The 22,919-nt window shown below is 40.0% G+C and carries 13 protein-coding genes; 9 read left to right on the plus strand and 4 right to left on the minus strand.

Translation table 11 applies throughout. The features are described from left to right. Positions 1-32: 32 nt before the first annotated feature. Entirely contained in the window at positions 33-1,973 is a 1,941-nt protein-coding gene (aroF, locus tag B4C08_RS04405) for a 3-deoxy-7-phosphoheptulonate synthase (RefSeq protein WP_296663357.1), read from the minus strand. A gap of 251 nt (positions 1,974-2,224) precedes the next feature. Next, a complete protein-coding gene (gene thrA / locus B4C08_RS04410; protein ID WP_296663361.1) occupies positions 2,225-4,717 on the minus strand; it encodes a bifunctional aspartate kinase/homoserine dehydrogenase I in 2,493 nt (830 codons plus the stop codon). A gap of 160 nt (positions 4,718-4,877) precedes the next feature. Here thrA and B4C08_RS04415 point away from each other — a divergent pair, with 160 nt between their 5' ends. Both B4C08_RS04415 and B4C08_RS04420 read left to right on the plus strand, forming a co-directional pair. Further along, entirely contained in the window at positions 4,878-8,675 is a 3,798-nt protein-coding gene (locus B4C08_RS04415) for an N-6 DNA methylase (protein WP_296663363.1), read from the plus strand. A 188-nt stretch (positions 8,676-8,863) separates the two neighbouring features. After that, positions 8,864-10,186 carry an ATP-binding protein gene (locus B4C08_RS04420; RefSeq protein ID WP_296663366.1) on the plus strand — a complete coding sequence of 441 codons (1,323 nt, stop codon included), beginning with the start codon at positions 8,864-8,866 and terminating at the stop codon, positions 10,184-10,186. A 251-nt stretch (positions 10,187-10,437) separates the two neighbouring features. Here B4C08_RS04420 and B4C08_RS04425 read toward each other — a convergent pair whose 3' ends face one another. Both B4C08_RS04425 and B4C08_RS04430 read right to left on the minus strand, forming a co-directional pair. Next, the gene (locus B4C08_RS04425) at positions 10,438-11,415 is read right to left on the minus strand and encodes a LacI family DNA-binding transcriptional regulator (RefSeq protein WP_296663369.1); all 978 of its coding nucleotides are present in this window, start codon (positions 11,413-11,415) and stop codon (positions 10,438-10,440) included. A 244-nt stretch (positions 11,416-11,659) separates the two neighbouring features. Continuing rightward, a complete protein-coding gene (locus B4C08_RS04430; protein WP_296663371.1) occupies positions 11,660-13,375 on the minus strand; it encodes a hypothetical protein in 1,716 nt (571 codons plus the stop codon). A 428-nt stretch (positions 13,376-13,803) separates the two neighbouring features. On the opposite strand from B4C08_RS04430, the gene B4C08_RS04435 reads away from it, so the two are divergent. The 7 genes from B4C08_RS04435 to B4C08_RS04465 all read left to right on the plus strand — a co-directional run bounded on the left by B4C08_RS04435 (position 13,804) and on the right by B4C08_RS04465 (position 22,916). Then, positions 13,804-15,099 (plus strand): ABC transporter substrate-binding protein, encoded by a 1,296-nt coding sequence (locus B4C08_RS04435; protein WP_296663374.1) that lies wholly within the window; start codon positions 13,804-13,806, stop codon positions 15,097-15,099. A 234-nt stretch (positions 15,100-15,333) separates the two neighbouring features. Beyond that, complete coding sequence (locus B4C08_RS04440; protein ID WP_296663376.1) at positions 15,334-16,215, plus strand: carbohydrate ABC transporter permease; 882 nt, start codon at positions 15,334-15,336, stop codon at positions 16,213-16,215. Between the two features lie 24 nt (positions 16,216-16,239). After that, entirely contained in the window at positions 16,240-17,397 is a 1,158-nt protein-coding gene (locus tag B4C08_RS04445) for a carbohydrate ABC transporter permease (RefSeq protein ID WP_296663380.1), read from the plus strand. Between the two features lie 11 nt (positions 17,398-17,408). Next, on the plus strand, positions 17,409-19,538 hold the full coding sequence (locus B4C08_RS04450; protein WP_296663384.1) for a cellulase family glycosylhydrolase: 2,130 nt from the start codon (positions 17,409-17,411) through the stop codon (positions 19,536-19,538). Between the two features lie 16 nt (positions 19,539-19,554). Continuing rightward, the gene (locus B4C08_RS04455; RefSeq protein WP_296663387.1) at positions 19,555-20,736 is read left to right on the plus strand and encodes an AGE family epimerase/isomerase; all 1,182 of its coding nucleotides are present in this window, start codon (positions 19,555-19,557) and stop codon (positions 20,734-20,736) included. Continuing rightward, on the plus strand, positions 20,733-21,908 hold the full coding sequence (locus tag B4C08_RS04460; RefSeq protein ID WP_296663389.1) for a glycosidase: 1,176 nt from the start codon (positions 20,733-20,735) through the stop codon (positions 21,906-21,908). The genes B4C08_RS04455 and B4C08_RS04460 overlap by 4 nt, the downstream gene beginning before the upstream one ends. 18 nt (positions 21,909-21,926) lie before the next feature. Then, entirely contained in the window at positions 21,927-22,916 is a 990-nt protein-coding gene (locus tag B4C08_RS04465; protein WP_296663392.1) for a glycoside hydrolase family 130 protein, read from the plus strand. Positions 22,917-22,919 lie beyond the last annotated feature (3 nt).

The raw sequence follows: 22,919 nt of genomic DNA on the forward strand, positions 1-22,919 counted from the left end.
TCAAACTCCTATAAAAAATCAATGAGAAAATGTTATTTTCCTAATTCAGAATAAATTCCAAGAAGCCGAATTTCTTCAACTTTGTCCGAAAGTTTTTCCATTAACGATTTTACATATTCCGCCGCATTTTGATTTTTAATTTCAGCGTCCGCATAGAACCAGTATCTCCATGGCTGACCTGCAATTGGGCGAGACTCAAGGCGTGTCATGTTCAGTCCGCAATCGTTGAAAACTCCAAGCACATTGTACAAAGCTCCCGGCTCATTTTTTGTCTTAAAGATAAAACTTGCCATGTTTGCAGGAACATTCGCTTCTTTTGCGCCTTTTGGCTTTGCAGTGTGGTTTGCCTGAATTACAACAAAGCGCGTAAAGTTTCCCGGATCATTTTCAATGTCTTCTGCAAGGATTTCGAGTTTGTAAAGTGAAGCGTTGACCGAACTTGCAATCGCGGCGTTTTCTTTTGATTTTTTTTCTGCCACAAACTGAGCCGCTGTTGCTGTAGAAACTGCGTCTATAAAATTCCAGTCTTTGTGGTTGTCTAAAAATTTCTTGCACTGACTTAATGCCTGCGGATGCGAGTAGACATTTTTAATATCAGAAATTGCCGCGCCTTTTATTCCAAGTAAAGCGTGGCGGATATTTAAAGTTACAGCTCCTGCAATGCTTACGTCTTCAAATCTGCTGAAGTTGTCGTAGTTTTGGAACACGCTTCCTGCAAGACTGTTTTCAATTGGAACCATTCCGTAGTCGGCTTTTCCATCTACAACGCTTTGGAAAATTTCTTCGAATGAATCAACTGAAACGGCTTCCACATCATGCGAATCGAAATAGCGTGAAATTGCCTGTTCTGCATACGCGCCTCTTTTTCCACTGTAAACGCAGACAATTTTTCCGTTTGATTTTTTTTGTCCTGAATGCACAACAGAAGAATTTTCTTCTCTGATATGGGCAACTGATTTTCCGATTACAGGCGCAAGAGCTTCAATGTCATGCATCATTTTGTCGAACTGGGCAGGAAGCATAGACTGTGCTCCGTCGCTCATCGCTTTTTCAGGATGATTGTGAACTTCTACAATTATTCCGTCTGCTCCGGCTGCAATGGAAGCAAGTCCCATGGAAGGAACTTTGTCGCGGATTCCAACGGCATGGCTTGGATCTACAATAATCGGAAGGTGAGTGAGAGAACGCAAAACTGGAACTGCGGAAATATCCAGCGTGTTGCGTGTTGCGTGCTCAAACGTTCTTATTCCGCGCTCGCACAAAATTACGCTGTCTGTTCCGCTTGAAAGCAAATATTCCGCGGACATCAAAAGCTCTTCCAATGTTGCGGTGTAGCTTCGCTTTAAAATTACAGGCTTTCCGATTGCTCCAACTTTTTTTAAAAGATCAAAGTTCTGCATATTCCTTGCGCCAATTTGGTAGACATCAACATAGTCTTTCATCAGCGGAATAAGAGATTCAGAAACTATTTCTGTAACAATTGGAAGTCCGTATTTTTCTCCAGCTTCCTTTAAGTATTTTAATCCTTCTTCTCCCAAGCCCTGAAAACTGTATGGAGATGAACGCGGCTTGTATGCTCCGCCTCTAAGCATGACTGCTCCACTGGAAGCTACGGCGGCTGCAATTTCCATCATCTGATCGCGGCTTTCAACGGCGCAAGGTCCTGCAATGGAAACAACGTGCTGTCCGCCTATTCTTATTATTTGTCCGCGATTGTTTGGAACTTCAATTATTGTGTTTTCTTTTTTAAATTCCCGGCTTGCAAGTTTGAACGGCTTGCTGATTGGAATAACATTGTTTACGCCCGGCAGAAGTTCAACTTCCCTTACATCCATAGAAACTTTTCCTACGGCGGCAATAATTGTGTCTTCTTCCCCGACGATTTCATTAAGCTTGAAATTTTTTTCTTTTAAAAACTGGCAGATATATTTTTTCTGTTCTTCAGTTGAATCTTTCTTTAATACAATAACCATTTCAAGAAAATCTAGCACAAACAGTTGAATTTTTCAATTCCTGCTTTTGCGTAAAAAAAGCCACTGCCGGTTTTATTCCCAGCAATGGCGTGGTTTTTATTCAATTGACAGTCATTCCCATGCTACGACATGGGAATCTATTTTGTAACTTTTCAATAGATTATCAACCGAGTTTCTTTCAGAAACATCGCAGGGTCAAGCCCGATAATGACATAGAAGGTATTTTGAAGACATTTCAATTATAGTAAATATTAGCTGTGGCTGTTCCAGCTTACGGTTCTAAGAATGTCCCCAAAGACACCTGCCGCCGTAACTCCAGCACCTGCGCCGTAGCCACGGACTGTAAGCGGAATCGGTGTGTAGCGCGCTGTGTGGAATACAAATGCGTTTTCTCCGCCACGCACTCCAAAAAGCGGATCTTCTGGTCCGACTTCAAGCATTCCAACAGAAACTTTTCCGTCTTTTATGCTTGCTCCCATTCTAAGAACTTTTTTGTCTTTTCTAAGCGAAGCCATTTTTTCTTCAAAGTAAGAATCCAGTTCAGGAAGCTTTGCAAGAAATTCTTCTACAGAACCTTCGAGAGAAAATCCTTGAGGGAAAATTGAACGCATTTCAATGTCTTCAAGTTCAATGTTCATTCCGCTTTCACGGGCAATGATTAGAGCTTTTCTTGCAACGTCAGTTCCCTTTAAGTCGTCGCGTGGATCCGGCTCTGTGTAGCGCAGCTGTTTTGCTTCAAGAACTGCCTCGCTGAATTTTTTGCCTTCATCAAGTTTTCCAAAGATGTAGCTCAAGCTGCCGGACATGATTCCGTTGAATCCTGTGAGCTTGTCGCCCGACTTGAACAGATTCTGCAAAGTGTCAATGATTGGAAGACCTGCGCCAACGTTTGTTTCGTACAAGAATCTTACGTGCATTTCATTTGCAGTGTCGCGTAACTTTTTGTAGAAATCCATGCTCATTGAATTTGCTCTCTTGTTTGGAGTTGCAATGCTCATTCCGGCCTTGAAAATATCAAGATAGCGTTCAGGCAAATCGTAGCTTGCAGTGCAGTCAACAAAAATCGGATTGATAGGCTTTGTTTCTTTTACAAAGTTGATTATTTCATCAAGGTTTGTCTTTGTTCCGTTTTTCTTAACTTGATCTCTCCAGTCGCCAAGAGAAATTCCTTCCGCATTGAAAATCATTCCGTCGATATTTGCAATTGCCATAACGCGGATGTCAATTCCCTGCTCTAAAAGCATTTTCTGTTGCTCGCCAATCTGGTCAAGCATTGTTCCGCCGATTGTTCCAGCTCCGAATGCAAAAACCTGAATTGACTGAACTGTGTTAAAGAAGAACTGGTGAACAACGCGCACTGCCATGTCTCCGTCTTCTGCCTTTATTACAGCTGAAATTGAACGTTCGCTTGAGCCTTGCGCAATTGCAAGGATGTTTACGTCGCGGCTTGCAAGTGAATCAAAGAAAGTTCCCGCAACGCCTCTTTTTTCTTTCATTCCGTCGCCGATTATTGAAACGATGGCGCAGTCAGATTGAACCTTTATAGGATTTATGAGCTTTGTTGAAATTTCAAGTGAAAATTCTGATTTAAGAACATCCTGAACTTCATTTGCAAAAGCTTTGCGCACGCAGAATGAAATAGTATATTCAGAAGATGACTGAGTAATCAAAAGAATTGAAATACCTGCATTGCTTACCGCAGAGAAAATGCGGGCTGCCATTCCCTTGCGTCCTTTCATCCCGGAGCCGCTTACAGAAATCATTGCGCAGTCTTTAAGACAAGAAATTCCGCAGACAGGGCCTTTCTTTGCAGAATTTTCAAACGGGCCTTTTCCGATTCTAGTTCCGCGCGCAGAAGGATTGTGAGAGTTCAAGCTCCAGGCTTCAATTCCTTTTGCCGCAAGAGGCGCAAGTGTTTTTGGATGAAGAACTTTGCTTCCGAAGAATGAAAGCTCCATTGCTTCTTCATAAGTCATGTCGTCTACAAGAACAGCGTCCTTTACAACTCTTGGGTCTGCTGTGTATATTCCATCAACGTCAGTCCAGAATTCAACTTTAGAAGAGCCAAGGCAAGAGCCGACAATCGCCGCGCTAAAGTCAGAGCCGTTGCGTCCTAAAAGTCCCATAACAGGCTTTGCGCCAGTTCCAGAAATCCATGAGCAGATAAATCCCGGGAACAAAAGAATTTGCGCCAAAGGTGCTGAACCGTCCCTGTAGTCAGCAAAAGCGTCCGCGCAGTGAGCGTAGTCTGGCTCGCCTTCTTTTTGGTCGCCGGTTGTATAAATAAATTTACGTGAATCCAAAAGCAGAACGCTCTGTTTTTTTGCAAGAAGAACTGCTTCAACAATCGGAGCGCAGATTAGTTCGCCCATGCCCATAATGCGGCAATGAACGGTGTCAGGGCATTCTCCAAAAACTGTAAGACCTGCAAGAAGTTTTTCAAGTTCAGAAAACAACGGCTCAATTTTTGCGTTTACGGATTCTGTGCTGAATTCTGGCAACGCTGATTTTATTTCCGCGCAAATGTCCGCATGAATTCTACGAAGCTCGCTTACAAAAGATTCAGCTGTTCCGCCGGAAGCGCAGCCGTCAATGGCAGTTTGAAGCTTGTTTGAAACTCCTGCAACGGCACTTACAACAACACTGATTCTGTCAGACTTTGCACGTCCGACCATAATTTCCACGCTGTCAAGAATACGGCGGGCAGAACCCATGCTTGTTCCGCCAAACTTTAATGTAAGCATAAACATCCCCTGCTTAAAAAAATATTTCGTTATACTACCATTAATAGAATGAAAATTCAATTGAGGATATTTTGAGTAAAAACACGTTTTTTATGCGGATTGTTGAAGGTGTTTTGCCGTTTTGTTTGTAAATTCCCGCGTTTTGCTCTAAACTAAAACCATGCTCACTAAAGAAAATTTCGCCGATGTTTTAGTTCATCTTGGATTTACAAAAGAAAACAATATTTACACAAAGAAATTTGAGAATGTCGGCTGCGTTTTAAAGGCCGACTTTGCAAACGAAAAACTGATTTATCCTATTGAAAAAGGCTTTGCCGTGAACGACGGAACTACGAGCAATTTTCTTCACGACGAGAATTTTGTTGTCTTTGAATGTGTGGCCCGCCTTTTTGAAAAAGGCTACCGCCCGGAACATATCGAGCTTGAGCCTAGATGGTCGCTAGGGCACGGCGGAAAAAGCGGAAAGGCAGACATCTGCGTAAAAAACAAGGACGGCTCGCCTTATCTTTGCATAATCGAGTGCAAAACTTTCGGCTCTGAATACAAAAAAGAGCTTTCAAATATGAAAGAGTACGGCGGACAGCTTTTTTCTTACTGGGAGCAAGAAAAGGCGACTAAATGGCTGATTCTCTATGCAAGCGATTTTGTTTTGGATTCAGGCTCAAAAGGCAAAAAAATAATAACTTCAATTTCCACTGTGAACTGTGCCGACGACCCGAACCTTTTGGAGCTTTCAAAAGACGAGAAAAACGACACGAAGTATAAGCTTTACAAGGACGCCACAAACGCAAAGTCGCTTTTTGAAGTCTGGAAAGAGACTTACGAGCAGAAATTCTTGGGCGACATAATTTTCAACGATGACACTGTCGCTTACGACATTGGCGTGCTTCCCCTCAAAAAGAAAAATCTTGCTGACTTTACGCGCGACGCAAAGATTGTGAACCAGTTTGAGGAGATTTTGAGGCACAACAACGTCTCTGACAAGGAAAACGCTTTTAATCGCCTTATCGCGCTTTTTATCGCGAAGCTTTACGACGAGAAGAAAAAGACTGACGACACGGAGGTTGATTTTCAGTACAAGAGCGGCACCGACACTTACCAGACAATGCAGGACCGACTCCAGCGGCTTCACCACGACGGAATGAAAGAATTTATGAAGGAAGAAATTTTTTACGTTTCCGATGACTACGTGAAAAATGTCCTGAAAACTTCGCTCGGAGAAAACAGGGAGCAGCTTGAAAAAGAGCTGAACGACACAATTACAAAGCTTAAATTCTACACGAACAACGATTTTGCTTTTAAGGACGTTCACAACAAGACGCTTTTTTATCAGAACGGAAAAATTCTTGTTGAGATGGTCGAGCTTTTCCAGAATTATAAGATTGTCGATTCAAAAAATCTCCAGCTTTTAGGCGATATGTTCGAGCAGCTTTTGAACAAGGGCTTCAAGCAGAACGAGGGCCAGTTCTTTACGCCTGTTCCAATCACAAGTTTTATATGGAAGTGCCTTCCGCTTGAAAAAATTATTTTTGACGGCGAGAAAAATGAAATCCGCTATCCGAAAGTGATTGACTACGCCTGCGGTGCTGGGCATTTCTTAACCGAAGGCTTCGGTGAAATCAACAAGACAATAGAAAATCTCAATCTAAAGCCAAAATCTGGCTGGGAGCGCGGCTGCATTTACGGAATCGAAAAGGATTACCGCCTTGCGCGCGTTAGCAAAATCTCGCTTTTCATGCACGGCGCGGACGAGGGAAACATAGTTTTTGGCGACGGGCTTGACAACCACGAGAACGAAATCACAATCAAAAACGGAATGTTCGATATTCTAGTTGCAAATCCGCCGTACAGCGTGAGCGCGTTCAAGAATCATCTTGAGCTAAAAAACAACAGCTTTGAAATCCTTGACTATATCTCAAAAGACGGAAAAGAAATCGAGACGCTTTTTGTTGAGCGGATTGCGCAGCTTTTAAAGCCGAAAGGAATTGCCGCCGTTATTTTGCCAAGCTCGATTCTAAGCAATTCAAGCGCAACGTACATAAAGGCGCGCGAGGTGATTCTAAAGAATTTTGCGCTTCATTCTATCGTGCAGCTTGGAAGCAAGACTTTCGGCGCGACTGGCACAAACACCGTTGTCTTGTACTTGGAGAAAAATGACGAGCCGCCTGTAAAAAGCCTTGCGGCTAAAGACAGCGTCTCCGCGATTTTCAGCTCAGATGATTTGCAGGTTGCCGCCGACAAGGAAGTTTTTGAGAAATACTGCGCGCACATTCAAGTTGAAAAGGAGGATTACATAAAATTTTTGAAAGACGCGCGGAAAAACGCGGACTGTTCCGCTTACAAAAATCACAATTATTTTGGAATGTATTTTTCAGATTTTGTTCAAAGCTTAGAATTCAAGACAGCCCAAAAGCAGGACGAAAAACAGAAGCTGAATTCTGAAAAAAACGGAAATGCGGACGCGAACGTAAACGAAAACACAAGAAAAGCGTTTTACAGGTTTGCGCGAAAAACAGAAGAGGACAAAATTTATTATTTTTCGCTTTGCAAAAATCAGAAAGTGCTTGTTGTAACTGCGCCAAATGACAACGCTGAACAGGAAAAATTCCTGGGCTACAGCTGGAGCAACCGAAAAGGCGACGAGGGAATCAAGCCAAAATACGAGAAAACAGAAGAAAAATGCGGGCTTTTGTACAACAAAGACGATGAGGAAAACACCGTTTCGCGCTACGTGAAAGACAGCTTTTTAGGAATCTACAGAAGCGAGGGCAAATTGCAGAAATATCTTAGCGTGTGCGCTTTGCCTGATATGCTCGATTTTTCACGCGCAGTTTTTGACAAAGCTATAAAAACGAACGCAAAAAGCAAAAGCGCAGAGACGGAAATAAAAAGCAGGTTTAAGACAAAATCTCTTGAGCAAATTTTGCTTCCTGTTGAAGGAAAATTAACGAAAATAGAGCAAAAGCAAATCATGCAAGAAGGAAAATTTCCTGTAGTTACCCAAGAAAGCGAAAAATTTATTTCTGGCTACACAAATGAAGAAAACTGCGTGACCGACTTGCCTCTTATTGTTTTTGGCGACCATTCATGCACTTTCAAATATGTTGACTTTCCGTTTGTGCGCGGCGCGGACGGAACACAACTCCTAAAGACGAACCAGAAAGAAATTCTGACAAAATTCCTGTATTTTTATCTTCAAACTATTCATATTTATAATTCTGAAAAATATGAACGGCATTTCAAATATCTTAGAACGATGAATATCCCGCTTCCGCCGCTTGAAGTTCAAAAATCGGTTGTCGCAGAGTGTGAAAAGCTAGATTTTGAATGCGAGAACGCAAAAAACGAAATCGAAAACTGCAAGAATCAGATAGAAGAGATAATGGCAAATGTTCAGGGCGAAAAGAAAAGATTAGGAGAGATTGCTCTGTATGCAACAAAAAGAATCGCCTATTCAGAAATCAGAGCGGAAGATTATGTTTCAACTGACAATATGCTTCAAAAATGCGAGGGTGTAAAAATTTATGACGGCGTTCCGAATATTGAAAGCGTGATTGAATACCAAAAAGATGATATTTTAGTCTCGAATATCCGTCCTTATCTTCGGAAAATTTGGCTTTCTGACCGGAGCGGCGGCTGTTCCCCTGATGTCTTAGTTTTTAGAAATTCTGACCAGAAAAAACTTGATTCTAAATTTTTATATTTGTCGCTCTGCCGGGATTCTTTTTTTGATTTTATGATGAGCGGTAGAAAAGGAATAAAAATGCCTCGCGGTGATAAAAATACTATTCCTAATTTTTTTGTTTCTGTTCCTCCAATCTCCGAGCAAAAGAAAATCGTTGCAAAAATCTCAGAGCTTGAGCAGAAAATTTCCGCCGCAAAAGCCGTAATCGCCGCCTGCCCTGAAAGAAAATCCGCCGTGCTAAAAAGCTGGCTGGAGCAGGCTGTTTTTCAGTGATAAATAAAGCAGTAATATCGCTTTTTTCCATGAATGCTTGTTAAAAAGTATATTTCCTCAAAAGAAGCTCCAAAAACTGTATTAAATTGTTGAAAACTCCCTTGGAAAAGTGTAGTGTATAAACAAAAACTCCATTGAAAAAGTGCGTTGATAAGCGAGGTTTTATGTTTATGTACAAACGGAAAATCATGGATGACTTGATAGCTTGGAAAAATAATGCGGGAAAAAAGAAAGCTCTTGTGATAAAGGGAATGAGACAGATTGGAAAAACATTCATTGTGAAAGCATTTGCCGAGGAGAATTACGAAAATGTTGTCTATATAAATTTCAAGGATAATGAATCTGCAAAAAAAATATTTGATGGCGATTTTGTAATCAATAGAATTACTTTGGATATTTCTGCTCTCTTTCCCGGCACTCATTTTGTTCCTGGCAAAACAATTGTTATTTTTGATGAAGTTCAAGAATGTGCTAATGCAAGGGCAAGTTTAAAAGCATTTATGCTTGATGGCCGTTATGATGTAATTTGCACAGGATCACTTTTAGGAATTAAAGGATATAACCGCAAAAAAGGACGTGGAATTCCAACGGGATTTGAACATATAATTTATATGAAGCCTATGGATTTTGAAGAATTCTTATGGGCCAAGAAGATAGACGAAAGTGTTATTTTGGAACTTAAACGTTGTTACCGAGAAAGGATTCCTGTAAGCGAGGTCATTCATAATTCAATGCTAAGAAATTTTAGGGAATATATATGTGTTGGTGGACTTCCTTACGTTGTAGATAGGTTTCTTGCAACTAACGATATGAATGTTGTATATGCTGAGCAAAGGGACATTATTGAGGAATATAAGGATGATTTTGGCAAGCATCTGGATGAAAATGAAAGGGAAGAAATAGATTTAACTTTGCTTGCTAGAATAAATAGAGTTTTTGATTCGATTCTTGCGCAATTGGCAAAAGAAAATAAAAAATTCACTTATGCACAGCTTGAAAAAAAAGGACGGTCAGAAAACTATCAGGCTGCAATTCAGTGGTTATTCGATGCTGGAATAATAAACATTTGCTATAATCTTTCTAATATTAGCCTGCCTTTTGAAGGAAACAAAATAGACAATATTTTTAAAATATATATGCAGGATTCAGGATTGTTTGTTGCAATGCTTGAGCAGGGAAGTTCTGCTGCCTTATTGAATGGTGATTTTGGTATGTACAAAGGTGCGATCTATGAAAACATAATTGCTGATGCTTTTTCAAAGATGAATAGGCCTCTTTATTATTATCACAAAGAATCGGGTTTAGAAATTGATTTTGTTACAAAATATCAAAATAATGCTGTTCTTGTAGAAGTCAAAGCAACCAATGGAAATACTAAATCTGCAAATACTATATTGAAGAATAAAGAACAATATAATGTGAACCTGTGCATTAAATATGGAGATTGCAATATTGGACAGGAAAAAGAAAAATTGTCTCTCCCTTATTATATGATTTTTATGTTGGAGTAAAAAGACCTTCTGTCGATTGAAATGCTGTTATAAGCTCTTTTTCTTCTGAAACGTAAGTGCTGAAAGGTTTTGCAAAACATCTTATTTACCCTAGGCAAATAATCTATTTACCGTGAGTAAATAATATATTTACCTGTGGTAAATAGACTGTTTTCTCAAGGTAAATAAGCTATTTACTTTAGGCAAATAACTTATATGCGCATAGAAAATGAAATACTCGTAATCCTAAACGAATATATTTCTCATTTTCCTTACACAATAGAAATATCGAAAAGTGAGGAGTTTGGCGGTTCTTCGTTGTTTATAAGCTGAAGAAGAATTTTTGTGTTTTGAGCTCCCATTTGCTTTATCGGCTGTCTTGCGGAAACTACTGGCTTTATTATGTAGTGAATGGGCTTGTAGTCATCGAAAACCGCGAATCCGATTTTATCCAAGTCAAAGCCGAATTTACGCATTGTATCGAATATGAAGAAAAGAAAGTCTCCGCCAGCAGTTATAAAAACTGAATCAATATGCGGATTCTGTTTTAGAAATACGCTGATGTTTTTTACGGTTTCTTCTTCTGTGTACGGGCTGTGGACTACAGGCGGATTTTTTATTCCCTGTTCCTTTAGCGCGCTCTTGAATCCTTCAACACGTTCCTTGTTGTAAAGAAATTCTTTTGGACCGGCAATGCAGGCTATGTTCTTGCCTCCGTTTTCAATCAGCCGGGAAGTAAGAAGATACGCGCCTTCTTTGTTCCGAACGTCAACGCAGTAGTGGTTGCAAAGCGGAGTCCGCCCTTGAATGACAAATGGAATTCCAGAAGTGTTCAAAAGCTTGATTAAATCCGCGCGCACATATTCAGCTGGAACTACAAGCCCGTCTATGGATTTTTTTAATATTGCGTTTTCAAGTGATTTTAGCGGCTCGTCCTTGTCCTGTGTAATCACAAGAAGATTGTAGCCGTTTTTTTCAGCCTCGTAAGAAACTGCGGAAATTATTTCTATCCAGTAGGAAGTTGAAAGCGTGTATTCGTAATCTGCTGAAATCAGAATTCCGATTGTTTCTGACTTGTTGTGGGAAAGTGCTCTTGCCGCCGCGTTTGGAATATAGTTATATTCCGAGGCAAGCTTCATTATTTCAATTCGTTTTTCTTCGCTTACGCCTTTCTGTCCGTTAAGGGCTTTTGACACTGTGCTTTTTGCAACACCTGTAAGTTCTGCAATTTCTTTTATCGTGTATTTCATATTCATTTTTTTTGTAATGGTTGTTTTTTAGTTAAGGAAAATTTAAGGAAACTGTTTTCCTTTTGTTTCTATAAATATAAAGTAAACTTCGCTTTTGGGCAAGGAAAAAATTTGTTACAAGATTATTCGATCAAACTGGATAATGACAAATTGAGTTCAATAAAAAATGCTTCCCTGGAAACTCCAAGGAAGCAAGTGTATGTTAAGTTTTATTAAAATAGGAGGCTAAAATAAAACTTAAATTCTAAAGTCTAAAGCTGAATGTTCCTGTGATGCATCCTTTGTCGGTGTCGTTGTCAGTGCTGTTTGTGTAAAGCTGATCCTGACGTTCATAGCGGAAATCAACATTGAACTTTTCAGAAGGATAGATAACAAGACCGAGCCTTGAATCCACTGTGTACTGTCCTGTTCTCTGGAGATTTGAACCGCATCTTTGAATGCAGCGTCCAAGAGCATAAGGCTTGATTCCAACAGAAAGACCGCTCTTTGTTACAGTTTTAATCATGTATTCAAGCTGGGCTGCTGCAAAGAATCTTGAGTCTCCGCCGTCCTGCTCCGCAAAGTTTACCCATTCAAACTCAACGAATCCTCCGAGGTTTGGAATAAGAGCGTTTTCATCAGGAGTTTCAAATGCTGAAACTACAAGGCTTGCAATTCCGTTGTTGTCTGTGTTTACACCAACAGAAGCTCCGATTGGGAACTGTCTGCCCCAGAAGTCAAGAGAGTCGTGTCCGGCTTTTGCGTCTGCTCCGCGTGGATACCATGCCAAGCCTCCGCCGACTTCAAACTGGCTGTTCTGATCTTCTGTCTTGCTTACGCCGTCATCGTAGTAAGTTCTTGTTCTTCCGTCGCTGTAGTTGTAGTCAATTCCAGCATAAGGAGCGATTACGCCTTTAGAGGTTTCAATGTTGTAAGTAATGTCTGCGCCGAATGCCCGGATGTCTTTTGCTGTGCTAAGCTCTGTAAAGTTGATATTCTCGTTCGTTCTTGTTTCGCCTTTGCGTTTAGATTCGTAGGCTTTCTTATAGTTGAAAGTTGTGAGTCCGCTCAAGTTAAGTTCAAGCTGCTCTGTTGGCTTAAACATAACGTCAAGCTGAACTGCTCCTGCGTTTCCTTCATTTAGCTTTTGATAAGTTTTTCCTCTCTTGATGTTTGCGCTAGAACCATAAGGATCTCCATATCCGCCATCGCCATCAATATTGTCTTTAGAGCTTATCCAAGAACCAGCTGCTCCTGTAGAAAGCTGAACTTTAAGATTGTCGAATTCAATTCCTGTAGAAATAACGCCTGTAAGTCCAAGGCTTCCAGTGTCTTTGTCAAGAAAGTTTCTTGTGTCCTGAATTCCGTTGTAATACAAGAAACCAAGTGAGTTGTCCTTGTCTGTGTCGAATGCCTTGTCGCTGCGGAAGTCGTCAAAGATTGATTTTAAACTTGCGTGGTTGAATCCAACTTGGGCTCCGTCTTCATAGTTAAAGTTGTAGAAGTCCATGAACCAGTTTCTGTATTTTACGCCGGCAACAATGCTTGAATAGTCAAAGTAGTTTGAAGCTTTGTCGTTGCTAGTTCCTGGGCGTTCTTCCCATCCTGTTGACTGTTTCTTTGAATCTACAGTTCCTGATTGTGCATCGTCTCCTCCGTTGTAGCTGTCAAGGTAAGTTTTCTTTTCGTCATAGAATTTAAAAACGTATCTCAAGTCTTCAACTCTAAAGTAAACAGAAAATCCGTCGTTTTCTGAACTGTAGCCGCGGTTTGCTCCAGGAAACAAGTCCCACCAGATTTGCGCCTGATCAACTGTTGATTCCATTCCGTAGATTTTTTCTTCAAGGTTGTAGCCAACTGTGTTGTGCATTTTAAGGTCGAACCAGGCGTTCTGCTTAACAGGAGCATCATCTGCAAAAGCCGCCCCCCCCAGTGAAAGAAGTAAAGCCGATAAAGCCACAGGCATTTTTTTAATCTTCATAAAAACCTCATAAAAAGTTAATTGATTTAAGAAACCGTTTTCTCTTTTGTATGTTTATGATAAGCATGGAATTCTTTGGCTGTCAAGTTTTTTTTCTGCAAAGTAAAAATATTTTTTTGTTGAATTTTGCACTTTTTTCTATTATTTGCTGTAAAAATATGAATTTTTTCTTCAAAAATTTTTAAAAATCTGCAAGAAGCTGCATTTTTTCAAGAAAAATCCGGCTAAAAATATATTAAAAAATGATAAAAAAAAAGATTGACAACTGGGTTTTCGGTGCTATAATAAAATAAATAAAGAAACCGTTTTCTCTATTTTCAAGAATTAACAAACAAATGGATTAGCTTGATTTTAGTTCTTTTGTGTGAAATCTGTTTTAAAAACTGCGGCTGCTTCTTAATATTGGAAGTCAGCATTTTGGAGGAAAAATGAAAAGAAGTGTAGTTTTGTGCACTGCGGCGGCTTTGGCTATTTTGGCTTTGGGCTGCTCAAAAAACAATGGCGGTGAAAATTCTATTCACGGAAAAATCGGCGGAAACATTATCGTTCTTACAAACAGAACAGATATTGTAGACACCAAGCTTCAGGAATACAAGGAAGCGTTTGAACAAAAATATCCGGGAACTTCTGTGGAGTTCGAGGCAATTACAGACTATGAAGGAACTGTAAGAACTCGCATGGGAACTCAGGAATACGGCGATGTTCTTTGCCGCCCGAATATTCAGTCAATTGACTTTGAAAAATATTTTGAGCCGCTCGGTTCGCTTGAAGATTTTGACAAAGTGATGAACTTTACAAGAACTTCAAATGCAATTTCCTATAAGGATGTTGTGTACACATATCCGATGGTTGCAACTGTAAGCGCGGGAATTGTTTACAATAAAGCTGTTTTTGAAAAAGCCGGCGTTGGAGTTCCAAGAAACACAGAGGAATTCTACGAGGCAATGCAGAAAATCAAAGACAAGACGGACGCAGTTCCTGTATTTATGAACTATCCTTCTGGCTGGACTTTGAATCAGTGGGAAGGCGGACTTTTGAGTGCGTCTGGAGATCCAGAATATAAGAGAAAGATTATCCACGAGGATTCTCCTTTTGTTCCTGGCGACGGACACTATGAACTTTACAAGATGATGTACGAAGTTGTAAAGCGCGGCTTGTGCGAAAAAGACTTGCTTGCTTCTGAATGGGAACAGTCAAAGCAGGATCTTGCTGACGGAAAAATCGGATGCATGGTTCTTGGCTCTTGGGCAATTCAGCAGGTAAAAGACCTTGCAGCCCGCCCGGAAACAATCGGATATATGCCGTTTCCATTTGAAATCGACGGAAAAAAATATGCGGAAGCCCAACTTGATATGCCGCTTTGCATCAACAAGTACAGCAAAAACAAAGCGACTGCTTATGCTTGGATAAAGTTTATGTCAGACGACACAGACTGGGTTCAGTATACAGAATCAATTCCTGTAAAGAAGGGCGAGCCTTATCCTGCAGTTTTGGATTCGTTCGGTGAAATGGGCGTTCAGTACATTGAGTCTGCTCCGGCGGAACCACAGTACGAAGGCGTTTACGACAAGATTGACAAGGAATCTGAAATCGGTTTCTGGAACGATCCTGAAAAGAAAAGAATTATCGACGCTGCTATTGGAAGCACAAAAGAAACTTTTGAAGGCATCATGGCAGACTGGAACAAACGCTGGGCAAAAACCAGAGCAGAATATTTAAACTAAAAAAGTTTTAAGAATGCCATTGAAGATTGCCTGGTCAAGCCAGACAATGACAGGCAATTTCACGTCCTGCAACGATAGAGAAATTTATGCTGGGCAATAAAATGGCATTCGATCTAAAAAAATATTTTCATCTTTAGGCGCATAAAAAATGTGCTTAAGGATGAAATGTAAAACTTTCGTGCATAAAGGCATTGGAATTTCTTTGTGGAAATTCCTGTGCAAATGGGAGCCACAATGAAAAACCAAATACAACTTTCAATTAAAAAACAGCAGAAAGTCGTGATTTTCACATTTTTGCTAGTTCCGCTTGTGCTTGTAATCGTCTTTGGATTTCTTCCAATCATAAATATGTTTGGCTACAGTTTTCTAAAGTGGGACGGACTTGGTCAGAAAAAATTCATCGGAATTAAGAATTATATAGAAGTTTTTTCACGTCCGGAATATTTCAAAGTTTTTGCAGTCAGCATTTACTATCTTGTGGGCTCTTTTATTCAGCTTGCGCTTGCGCTTTTATTTGCGGTTGTTTTATGCACAAAAGTAAAAGGCGTTAATTTTTTTAAGGGAGTTTTGTTTTTCCCGAATCTTATAAACAGCGTAGCAATTGGCTTTATTTTTACATATTTTTTCAAGGACACAGGAACTCTTAATTCATTTTTGAATTTCCTTGGAATAAAAAACACACCTCTTTGGCTTACAAATCCTAAGCTTGTAAACTACTCATTGTCGTTCACGTCTATTTGGCGATACATGGGATTTAATATTGTAATGTTTGTGGCGGCTATAGAATCTCTTCCAAAAGTTACTTTTGAAGCGGCTGCCTTGGATGGAGCAAACTCATGGCAAAAGTTCCGCTTTATAATTCTTCCTGGAATTGCTCCTGTTCTTCAGATTAATGCGATTCTTGCTGTAAAAGGCGCAGTAAGTGTATTTGAAATTCCTTACATTATGACTGGCGGCGGAAACGGCTCTTCAACTTTTGTAATCAAGACAATGGATACAGCATTTAAATTCAACAAGATTGGACTTGCTTCTGCTATGGCGATTGTGCTTACCATTATGGTTCTCTTTGTTTCGTTTATTCAGAATGCGGTTTTCAAGACAGATGAAAAAAACTGACATAATTTTTTAGGAAGGTTGATTATGAATTCAAAAATTCACGAACGCCAAATTTCAAAATGGCTCAAATATATTTTACTGTGTTTTTCTGCACTGACTGTTATTCTTCCGATTCTTGTTGTTTTCCTTGGCTCTTTTAAAACTGGCGAGGAATTCAACAGAAGCCGTCCGTTTGATCTTCCAAAGTTCCAGGCGAACAACGAAATTTGGAAAGGCGCGGAATCTTTTGACAACGGAAATAAAATTGTGCTGAATTCTTCTATATTAATGGAACATAACTTAAAAGGATTTTCGTTCCTTTATGACAAAATCGAAGACAGTTCAAAAGAAAGTTTTATTGTTGTTTCTGATTCTTTAGGAAATGAAGTTGCAAGAGTTGAGCTTCCGCTTAATTCCGAAGAAAGTTCTGTTTCCGTTGATAAAAAAAACGCTGCATCTTTAATGGTGAAAGGCGCTTATGTTTCTGGAGAAAACTGTACTGTAATCAGAGTAAAAGTTACAGAAGGATTTTTCCTTGAAAACTACAAGACTGCGTTTATAAAAGGAAATATGCTTCTTGGCTTTTGGAACACATTTATTCTTATTCTGTTTTCCGGCGTGGGAACTGTAATAACTGGTTCTATGACAGCGTTTGTTTTGAGCCGCTTTGACTTTAAGCTTAAGAAGATTGTGCGCCAGATGTTTCTTTGGATTTCTCTTATTCCGACGATAACGACACAGGTTGCAACTTTCCAGATAATTCAGAAACTCGGAATGTACAATACGCATTTGTCTGTAATCATTCTTTCTATGGGAACTGATATTATTGCGATTATGATTTATCTTCAGTTCTTGAATAATATTTCAAAGTCGCTTGACGAATCTGCGATTATTGACGGAGCCGGATATTTTCAGGTTTTTGCAAAAATAATTTTCCCTTTGCTTCAGCCTGCGACAGTTACAATTTTGATTTTGAAATGCGTAAACCTTTACAATGATTTTTACAATCCGCTTTTGTATATGCCAAAAAAATCTTTGCAGGTTATTTCAACATCGCTCTATAAATTCAAAGGTCCGTTTGGAACTAACTGGTCTGTAATTTGCGCTGGTGTTGTTATTGCCGTTATTCCGACTCTCGTAGCTTTTATTTCTTTGCAGCGTTACATTTACGGCGGAATGGTTACTGGTTCTGTAAAAGAGTAGCGGAGGAATTTGTGAAACTTATAAAGAAATTGACTGCGGTTTCTGTTTTTGCATGCTTTGGTCTGCTTGCTTCATGTTCTGCTTTTGGTGCGAAGGGATTTGTAACAGTTCAAAAAAACAAGTTTATGCTCGACGGAAAAGAATTCCGTTTTGTAGGCACAAACAATTATTATATGCATTATTCTCCGGACAAAATGATTACTGATGTTCTTGACGATGCGCAGGAAATGGGCGTAACAGTTTTGCGCTGCTGGGGATTTCAGTTTGGACCTAATGCTGATCACAATTCGCACGGAATGGACGAGCCTGGAGCTTTTGGAGTTCCTAAAAAATTTATAAATGAAAACACAAAGAAGCCTGAGCAGTTTGGCTATCCGCGTGATATTTTTGAGAGGCTTGATTTTATAATTGCGGAAGCTTCCAAAAGAAACATTAAACTTGTGATTACCATGAACAATTATTGGGACGCTTTTGGCGGACTTATGAATGCAACTACTTGGCAAAAATGGTTCGGACTAAAAAGCGCGGAAGAATTCTACACAAGTGAAAACTGCCGCAAAGCATACAAGGAATTTGTTGAGCATCTTGTTACAAGAAAAAATTCTTACACAGGAATTCCGTATAACGAAGATCCTACGATAATGACTTGGGAGCTTATGAACGAGCCTCGCAACCAAAAAGACACAAGCGGAAGAACTATAAAAAACTGGGTTTCGGAAATGAGCGCGTTTGTAAAAAAAATTGCTCCGAACCAGTTGTGCGCAATTGGAGACGAAGGCTTTATGAGGCAGCCGGGATTTACTCCTTATGCTGGTGAAGGTGAAACTTGCTACAATGGTTACGAAGGAACAGACTTTGATTCTCTTATCCGCATAAAAAATATTGACTACGGAACTTTTCATCTTTACCCGGAAACTTGGGGAATCCTTGGCAATGCTCAAATAAACTGGGGCGATGAATTTATAAAAAAGCACGCAGCTTCCGGCCGCTCTGCAAAAAAGCCGATTGTGCTTGAAGAATACGGAACTTCTTCCGGCGGAAATTTAAATCGTCTTGCGGCTTACGACATTTGGAATTCAACCGCATACAACGAAGGTCTTGCAGGCTCAATGTTCTGGATTCTTACGTCGTCAAACACTTATGAACTTTCAGAAGGCGGAGATGGAATATATGATGACTACGACGGATTCAGAATACGGAATGACAAGTCCAGCGTTTCAAATCTTTTAAGCGACTATGCATCTTTGTTTTCTGGAAAAGAAATTCCTGAATATCTTTTAAATCCCCGCGTTTATCTTTTAAATCCTACGCATGATCAAGATGTAAAAGGTTTGTTTGAAGTAAGCGCAAAATTTATGCCGGGAAAAAATTCTTCTGTAAAGGCAAAGCGCGCGGAACTTTACATAAACGGAAATCCAGCGGCTTCTCCAAGAACATTGAACTACAATGTTGCCTCGGACATTTATAGAATCAACTTTGACACGCTGGCAAATGCAAAAACTTTCCCAGACGGAAGTGTTCTTTCTATAAAAGTTGTATTCACTTTGAGCGACGGAACAAAACTTGAAACCGAATCAAATTCAATCACAATTTCAAATAAAATAACTTATAGCGTTATAAAGCACTACGATTTTAAAAACGACATTGCGGACGCTTCCTCTTTGGGCGGCTACATGGCTGAAATAAAAAGCATAAAGCATACAAAGCTAAATGGCGGAATGGTTGAAGTTTGCGGCTCTTATTCAGGAGAAAACGCTTGGGAAGAACTAAAGGTTAAATTTGGAGCAATGAAAGAAGTTGCCGACGCTTCAAAACTTGATTTCACTTTTTACTATGAAAAAGACAAGGCAGTTCCTCATGTTTCAAAGAAAAGCGAAGGGGAAAAACTTCCTGGAGTTCAGCCTTATGTTGCTTTTGATCCGGGTTGGGTAAAAACAGGTTTAAAGGAAAACAACGTTTTCTTAAAAGACTTGCCTATTGTAACTCTTGATGACGGAAAGTCTTATTACAAAGTTTCTGTTTCGCTTGAGTTTCAGCAGAATCCAACCTACACATTTGTAACAATTTGTCCTACTATGGGTTATGTGAAGTACGACGGACCGGTTTATATCGACGATGTTGTTCTTTATAAAAAAGACTGATAATTGGAGTAATGCAATGCTTGAAGAAATGTTTGCAGAAGTTGAGAGTGAGCTTATTTATCACATCATTCCTTTCTGGAAAAAAATAAAGGATGATGAGCGCGGCGGATTCTATGGTCTTCTTGATTTCGATTTGAATCTGCATAAGGATGCTGAAAAAAGCTGCATTCTTAACAGCCGTATTCTATGGTTCTTTTCTAACGCGTATAAGATGCTGGAAGACAAAGAACTTGTAGATTATGCCAAGCACGCCTATAAATTTCTTTGCGATAAATTCTTTGACAAGGAAAATGGCGGAGTGTTCTGGTCTGCAAATGCTGACGGAAGTATTCTTGATTCAACAAAGCATACTTACAATCAGGCGTTTGCAATTTATGCCTTGTCTAGCTACTACGATATTTCGCACGACAGAAATGCGCTGGATAAAGCATTTGAACTTTACAAGACAATCGAAACTAAATGCCGCGATGCTGATGGCTACCTTGAGTCGTTCACTGCTGATTTTAAGCCTAACGAAAATGACAAGCTCAGCGAAAACGGAGTTACTGCCGAACGAACAATGAACACTTTGCTTCATGTCCTTGAAGGTTATACTGAACTTTATCGTGTAAGCCGCAGCGCAGATGTAAAGAAAAATCTTGTTTTTATCTTGAATCAGTTTGCTGACAAAATCTGGAATCCAAAGGAACAAAGGCAGGAAGTTTTCTTTGATAAAAATTTCAATTCGCTGATTGACTTGTATTCTTATGGACACGACATAGAAACTTCTTGGCTTGTTGATAGAACTCTTGAAGTTCTTGCCGATGACGAGCTTAGAAAAAAAATTGCGCCAATCACAGAAATAATTCCGTACAGAATTCTAAAGACTGCTTATAAAGACAATTCTGTTCTGAACGAATGCGAGCGCGGAAAAAATAGCGAAATTCGCATTTGGTGGGTTCAGGCTGAATCTGTAGTTGGCTTTTTGAATGCATATCAAAAAACAAATGACAAAAAATTCCTTGATGCGGCTAAGTCAGTTTGGAGTTACATCAAGAATTATATAGTTGACAAGCGCGCAGGTTCTGAATGGTTTTGGTGTGTTGATTCTGAGCGAAAGCCTTCAACCCGTCAGCCTATAGTTGAGCCGTGGAAATGTCCTTATCACAACGGACGAATGTGCTTTGAAATAGTTTCAAGAATCAAGAGGATAAAATGAACTTTGAAGAAAAAGTAAAAATTCAGACAGAAAAATACGAGTCGCTTATTGCCATGAAAAATGAAAAGAGCGATTTTTACAATGGAATCTTTGACCGCTACAAGAACCCGGTTCTTACAAGAAGCCATGTTCCGCTTTTTTGGAAGTATGACATGAATCCTTCGACAAATCCGTTTTTTATGGAACGGCTTGGCGTGAATGCTGTAATGAATTCCGGGGCATTGTATATAGACGGAAAATTTTATCTTGTTGCCCGTGTCGAAGGCGCAGACAGAAAATCATTTTTTGCCGTTGCAGAAAGCGTTTCTGGTGTGGACGGATTCAGGTTCTGGGATTATCCTGTTCAGCTTCCAGACACTTGCTCAGAAGAAACAAATGTTTATGATATGCGTCTTACTCAGCATGAAGACGGATGGATTTACGGAATTTTCTGTTCGGAAAGCAAAGATACAAAATCAAAGGACTTGAGCGCAGCTGTTGCTTGTGCAGGAATTGTTCGCACAAAAGATTTAAAGAAGTGGGAGCGTCTTCCAAACTTAAAGACATTGCGTTCTCCTCAGCAAAGAAACGTTGTCCTTCTTCCTGAATTTGTAAACGGAAAATATGCATTTTACACGCGCCCGATGGATGACTTTATTGATACAGGAAGCGGCGGTGGAGTAGGCTTTGGTCTTTGCGATGACATAACAAATGCCGTAATTGACGAAGAAAAAATTTCAAGCCGAAGAAAATACCACACAATTACAGAAGTAAAAAACGGAGCTGGAGCAGTTCCAATAAAAACAGAACGCGGATGGATTCATATTGCGCATGGAGTCCGCAACACAGCTGCCGGTCTTCGCTATGTGCTTTACTGCTTTGCGACTGATTTAAAAGATCCGTCAAAAGTAATCGCCGAACCTTCAGGGCTTTTCCTTGGACCGCTTGGAGAAGAGCGTGTGGGAGATGTTTCTAATGTTGTGTTTACAAACGGAGCTGCGGTTACGCCGTCGGGCAATGTTTATATTTATTATGCCTCAAGCGACACAAGGCTTCATGTTGCGACAACAACACTTGAAAAACTTACCGACTATGTATTCAACACGCCGTCTGACCCGGGACGTTCTGCTGACTGCGTAAAGCAAAGGTGCGACTTTATTGCAAAAAATCTTGAGTTCATAAACAAGAAATAAATTTCGGAGAATAAAAAAATGATTAAGATTAAAGGTGAATCAATTCCAAATATGCCGTGGGAAGACAAACCTGCTGTCTTTGACAAACCTGTCTGGCGTTATTCAAAAAATCCTGTTATCGGAAGAAATCCTATCCCTAATGTAACCCGCATATTCAACAGCGCAGTTGCATTGTGGAAAGACGGCGGTTTTGTCGGCGTGTTCCGTGCTGAAACTTGCAACGGAATTCCTTACCTTTACTACGGATTCAGTGATGACGCTCTCAATTGGAAATTCAGCAGCGATAAAATTAAAATCACTGACGAAAACGGAAACGATGTAAGTCCGAACTACGCTTACGATCCGCGCCTTGTAAAAATTGATGATGTCTATCACATAATTTGGTGTACGGATTTTCACGGAGCTTCAATCGGAATCGCGACAACAAAAGACTTCAAGACTTTCACTTCTAAAGGCAACGGTTTTCTTCCGTTCAACAGAAACGGTGTCTTGTTCCCAAGAAAATTCAACGGAAAATATTATATTATGACACGACCGTCAGACAGCGGACACACTCCGTTTGGCGACATTTTCCTTTCTGAAAGCGACGACCTTTTGCACTGGGGCAACCACAAATGGATTATGGGAAAATCAAGCCAGTGGTGGCAGTCTGTAAAAATCGGCGCGGGTTGTGCTCCAATTGAAACAGAAGAAGGCTGGCTTTTGTTCTATCACGGAGTTACAGGAACTTGCTCTGGCTTTGTTTATTCAATGGGCGCGGCACTTTTAGACTTAGAAGATCCTTCAAAAGTGATTCATCGCTGCGGAAACTTTCTTCTTACTCCTGAAGTTGAATACGAAGAGCGTGGTTTTGTTGCGAATGTTGTGTTCCCTTGTGCAGCTCTTGTTGACGCTGATACAAATAGAATCGCGATTTACTATGGAGCGGCCGATACAAACACAGCTTTATGCTTTACAACTGTTGACGATGTTATTTCTTACATCAAAAAATATGACATCGTAAAGTGAGAT

It is taken from the genome of Treponema sp. UBA753 (genome assembly GCF_002297325.1).
Taxonomy (GTDB): Bacteria; Spirochaetota; Spirochaetia; order Treponematales; family Treponemataceae; genus Treponema_D.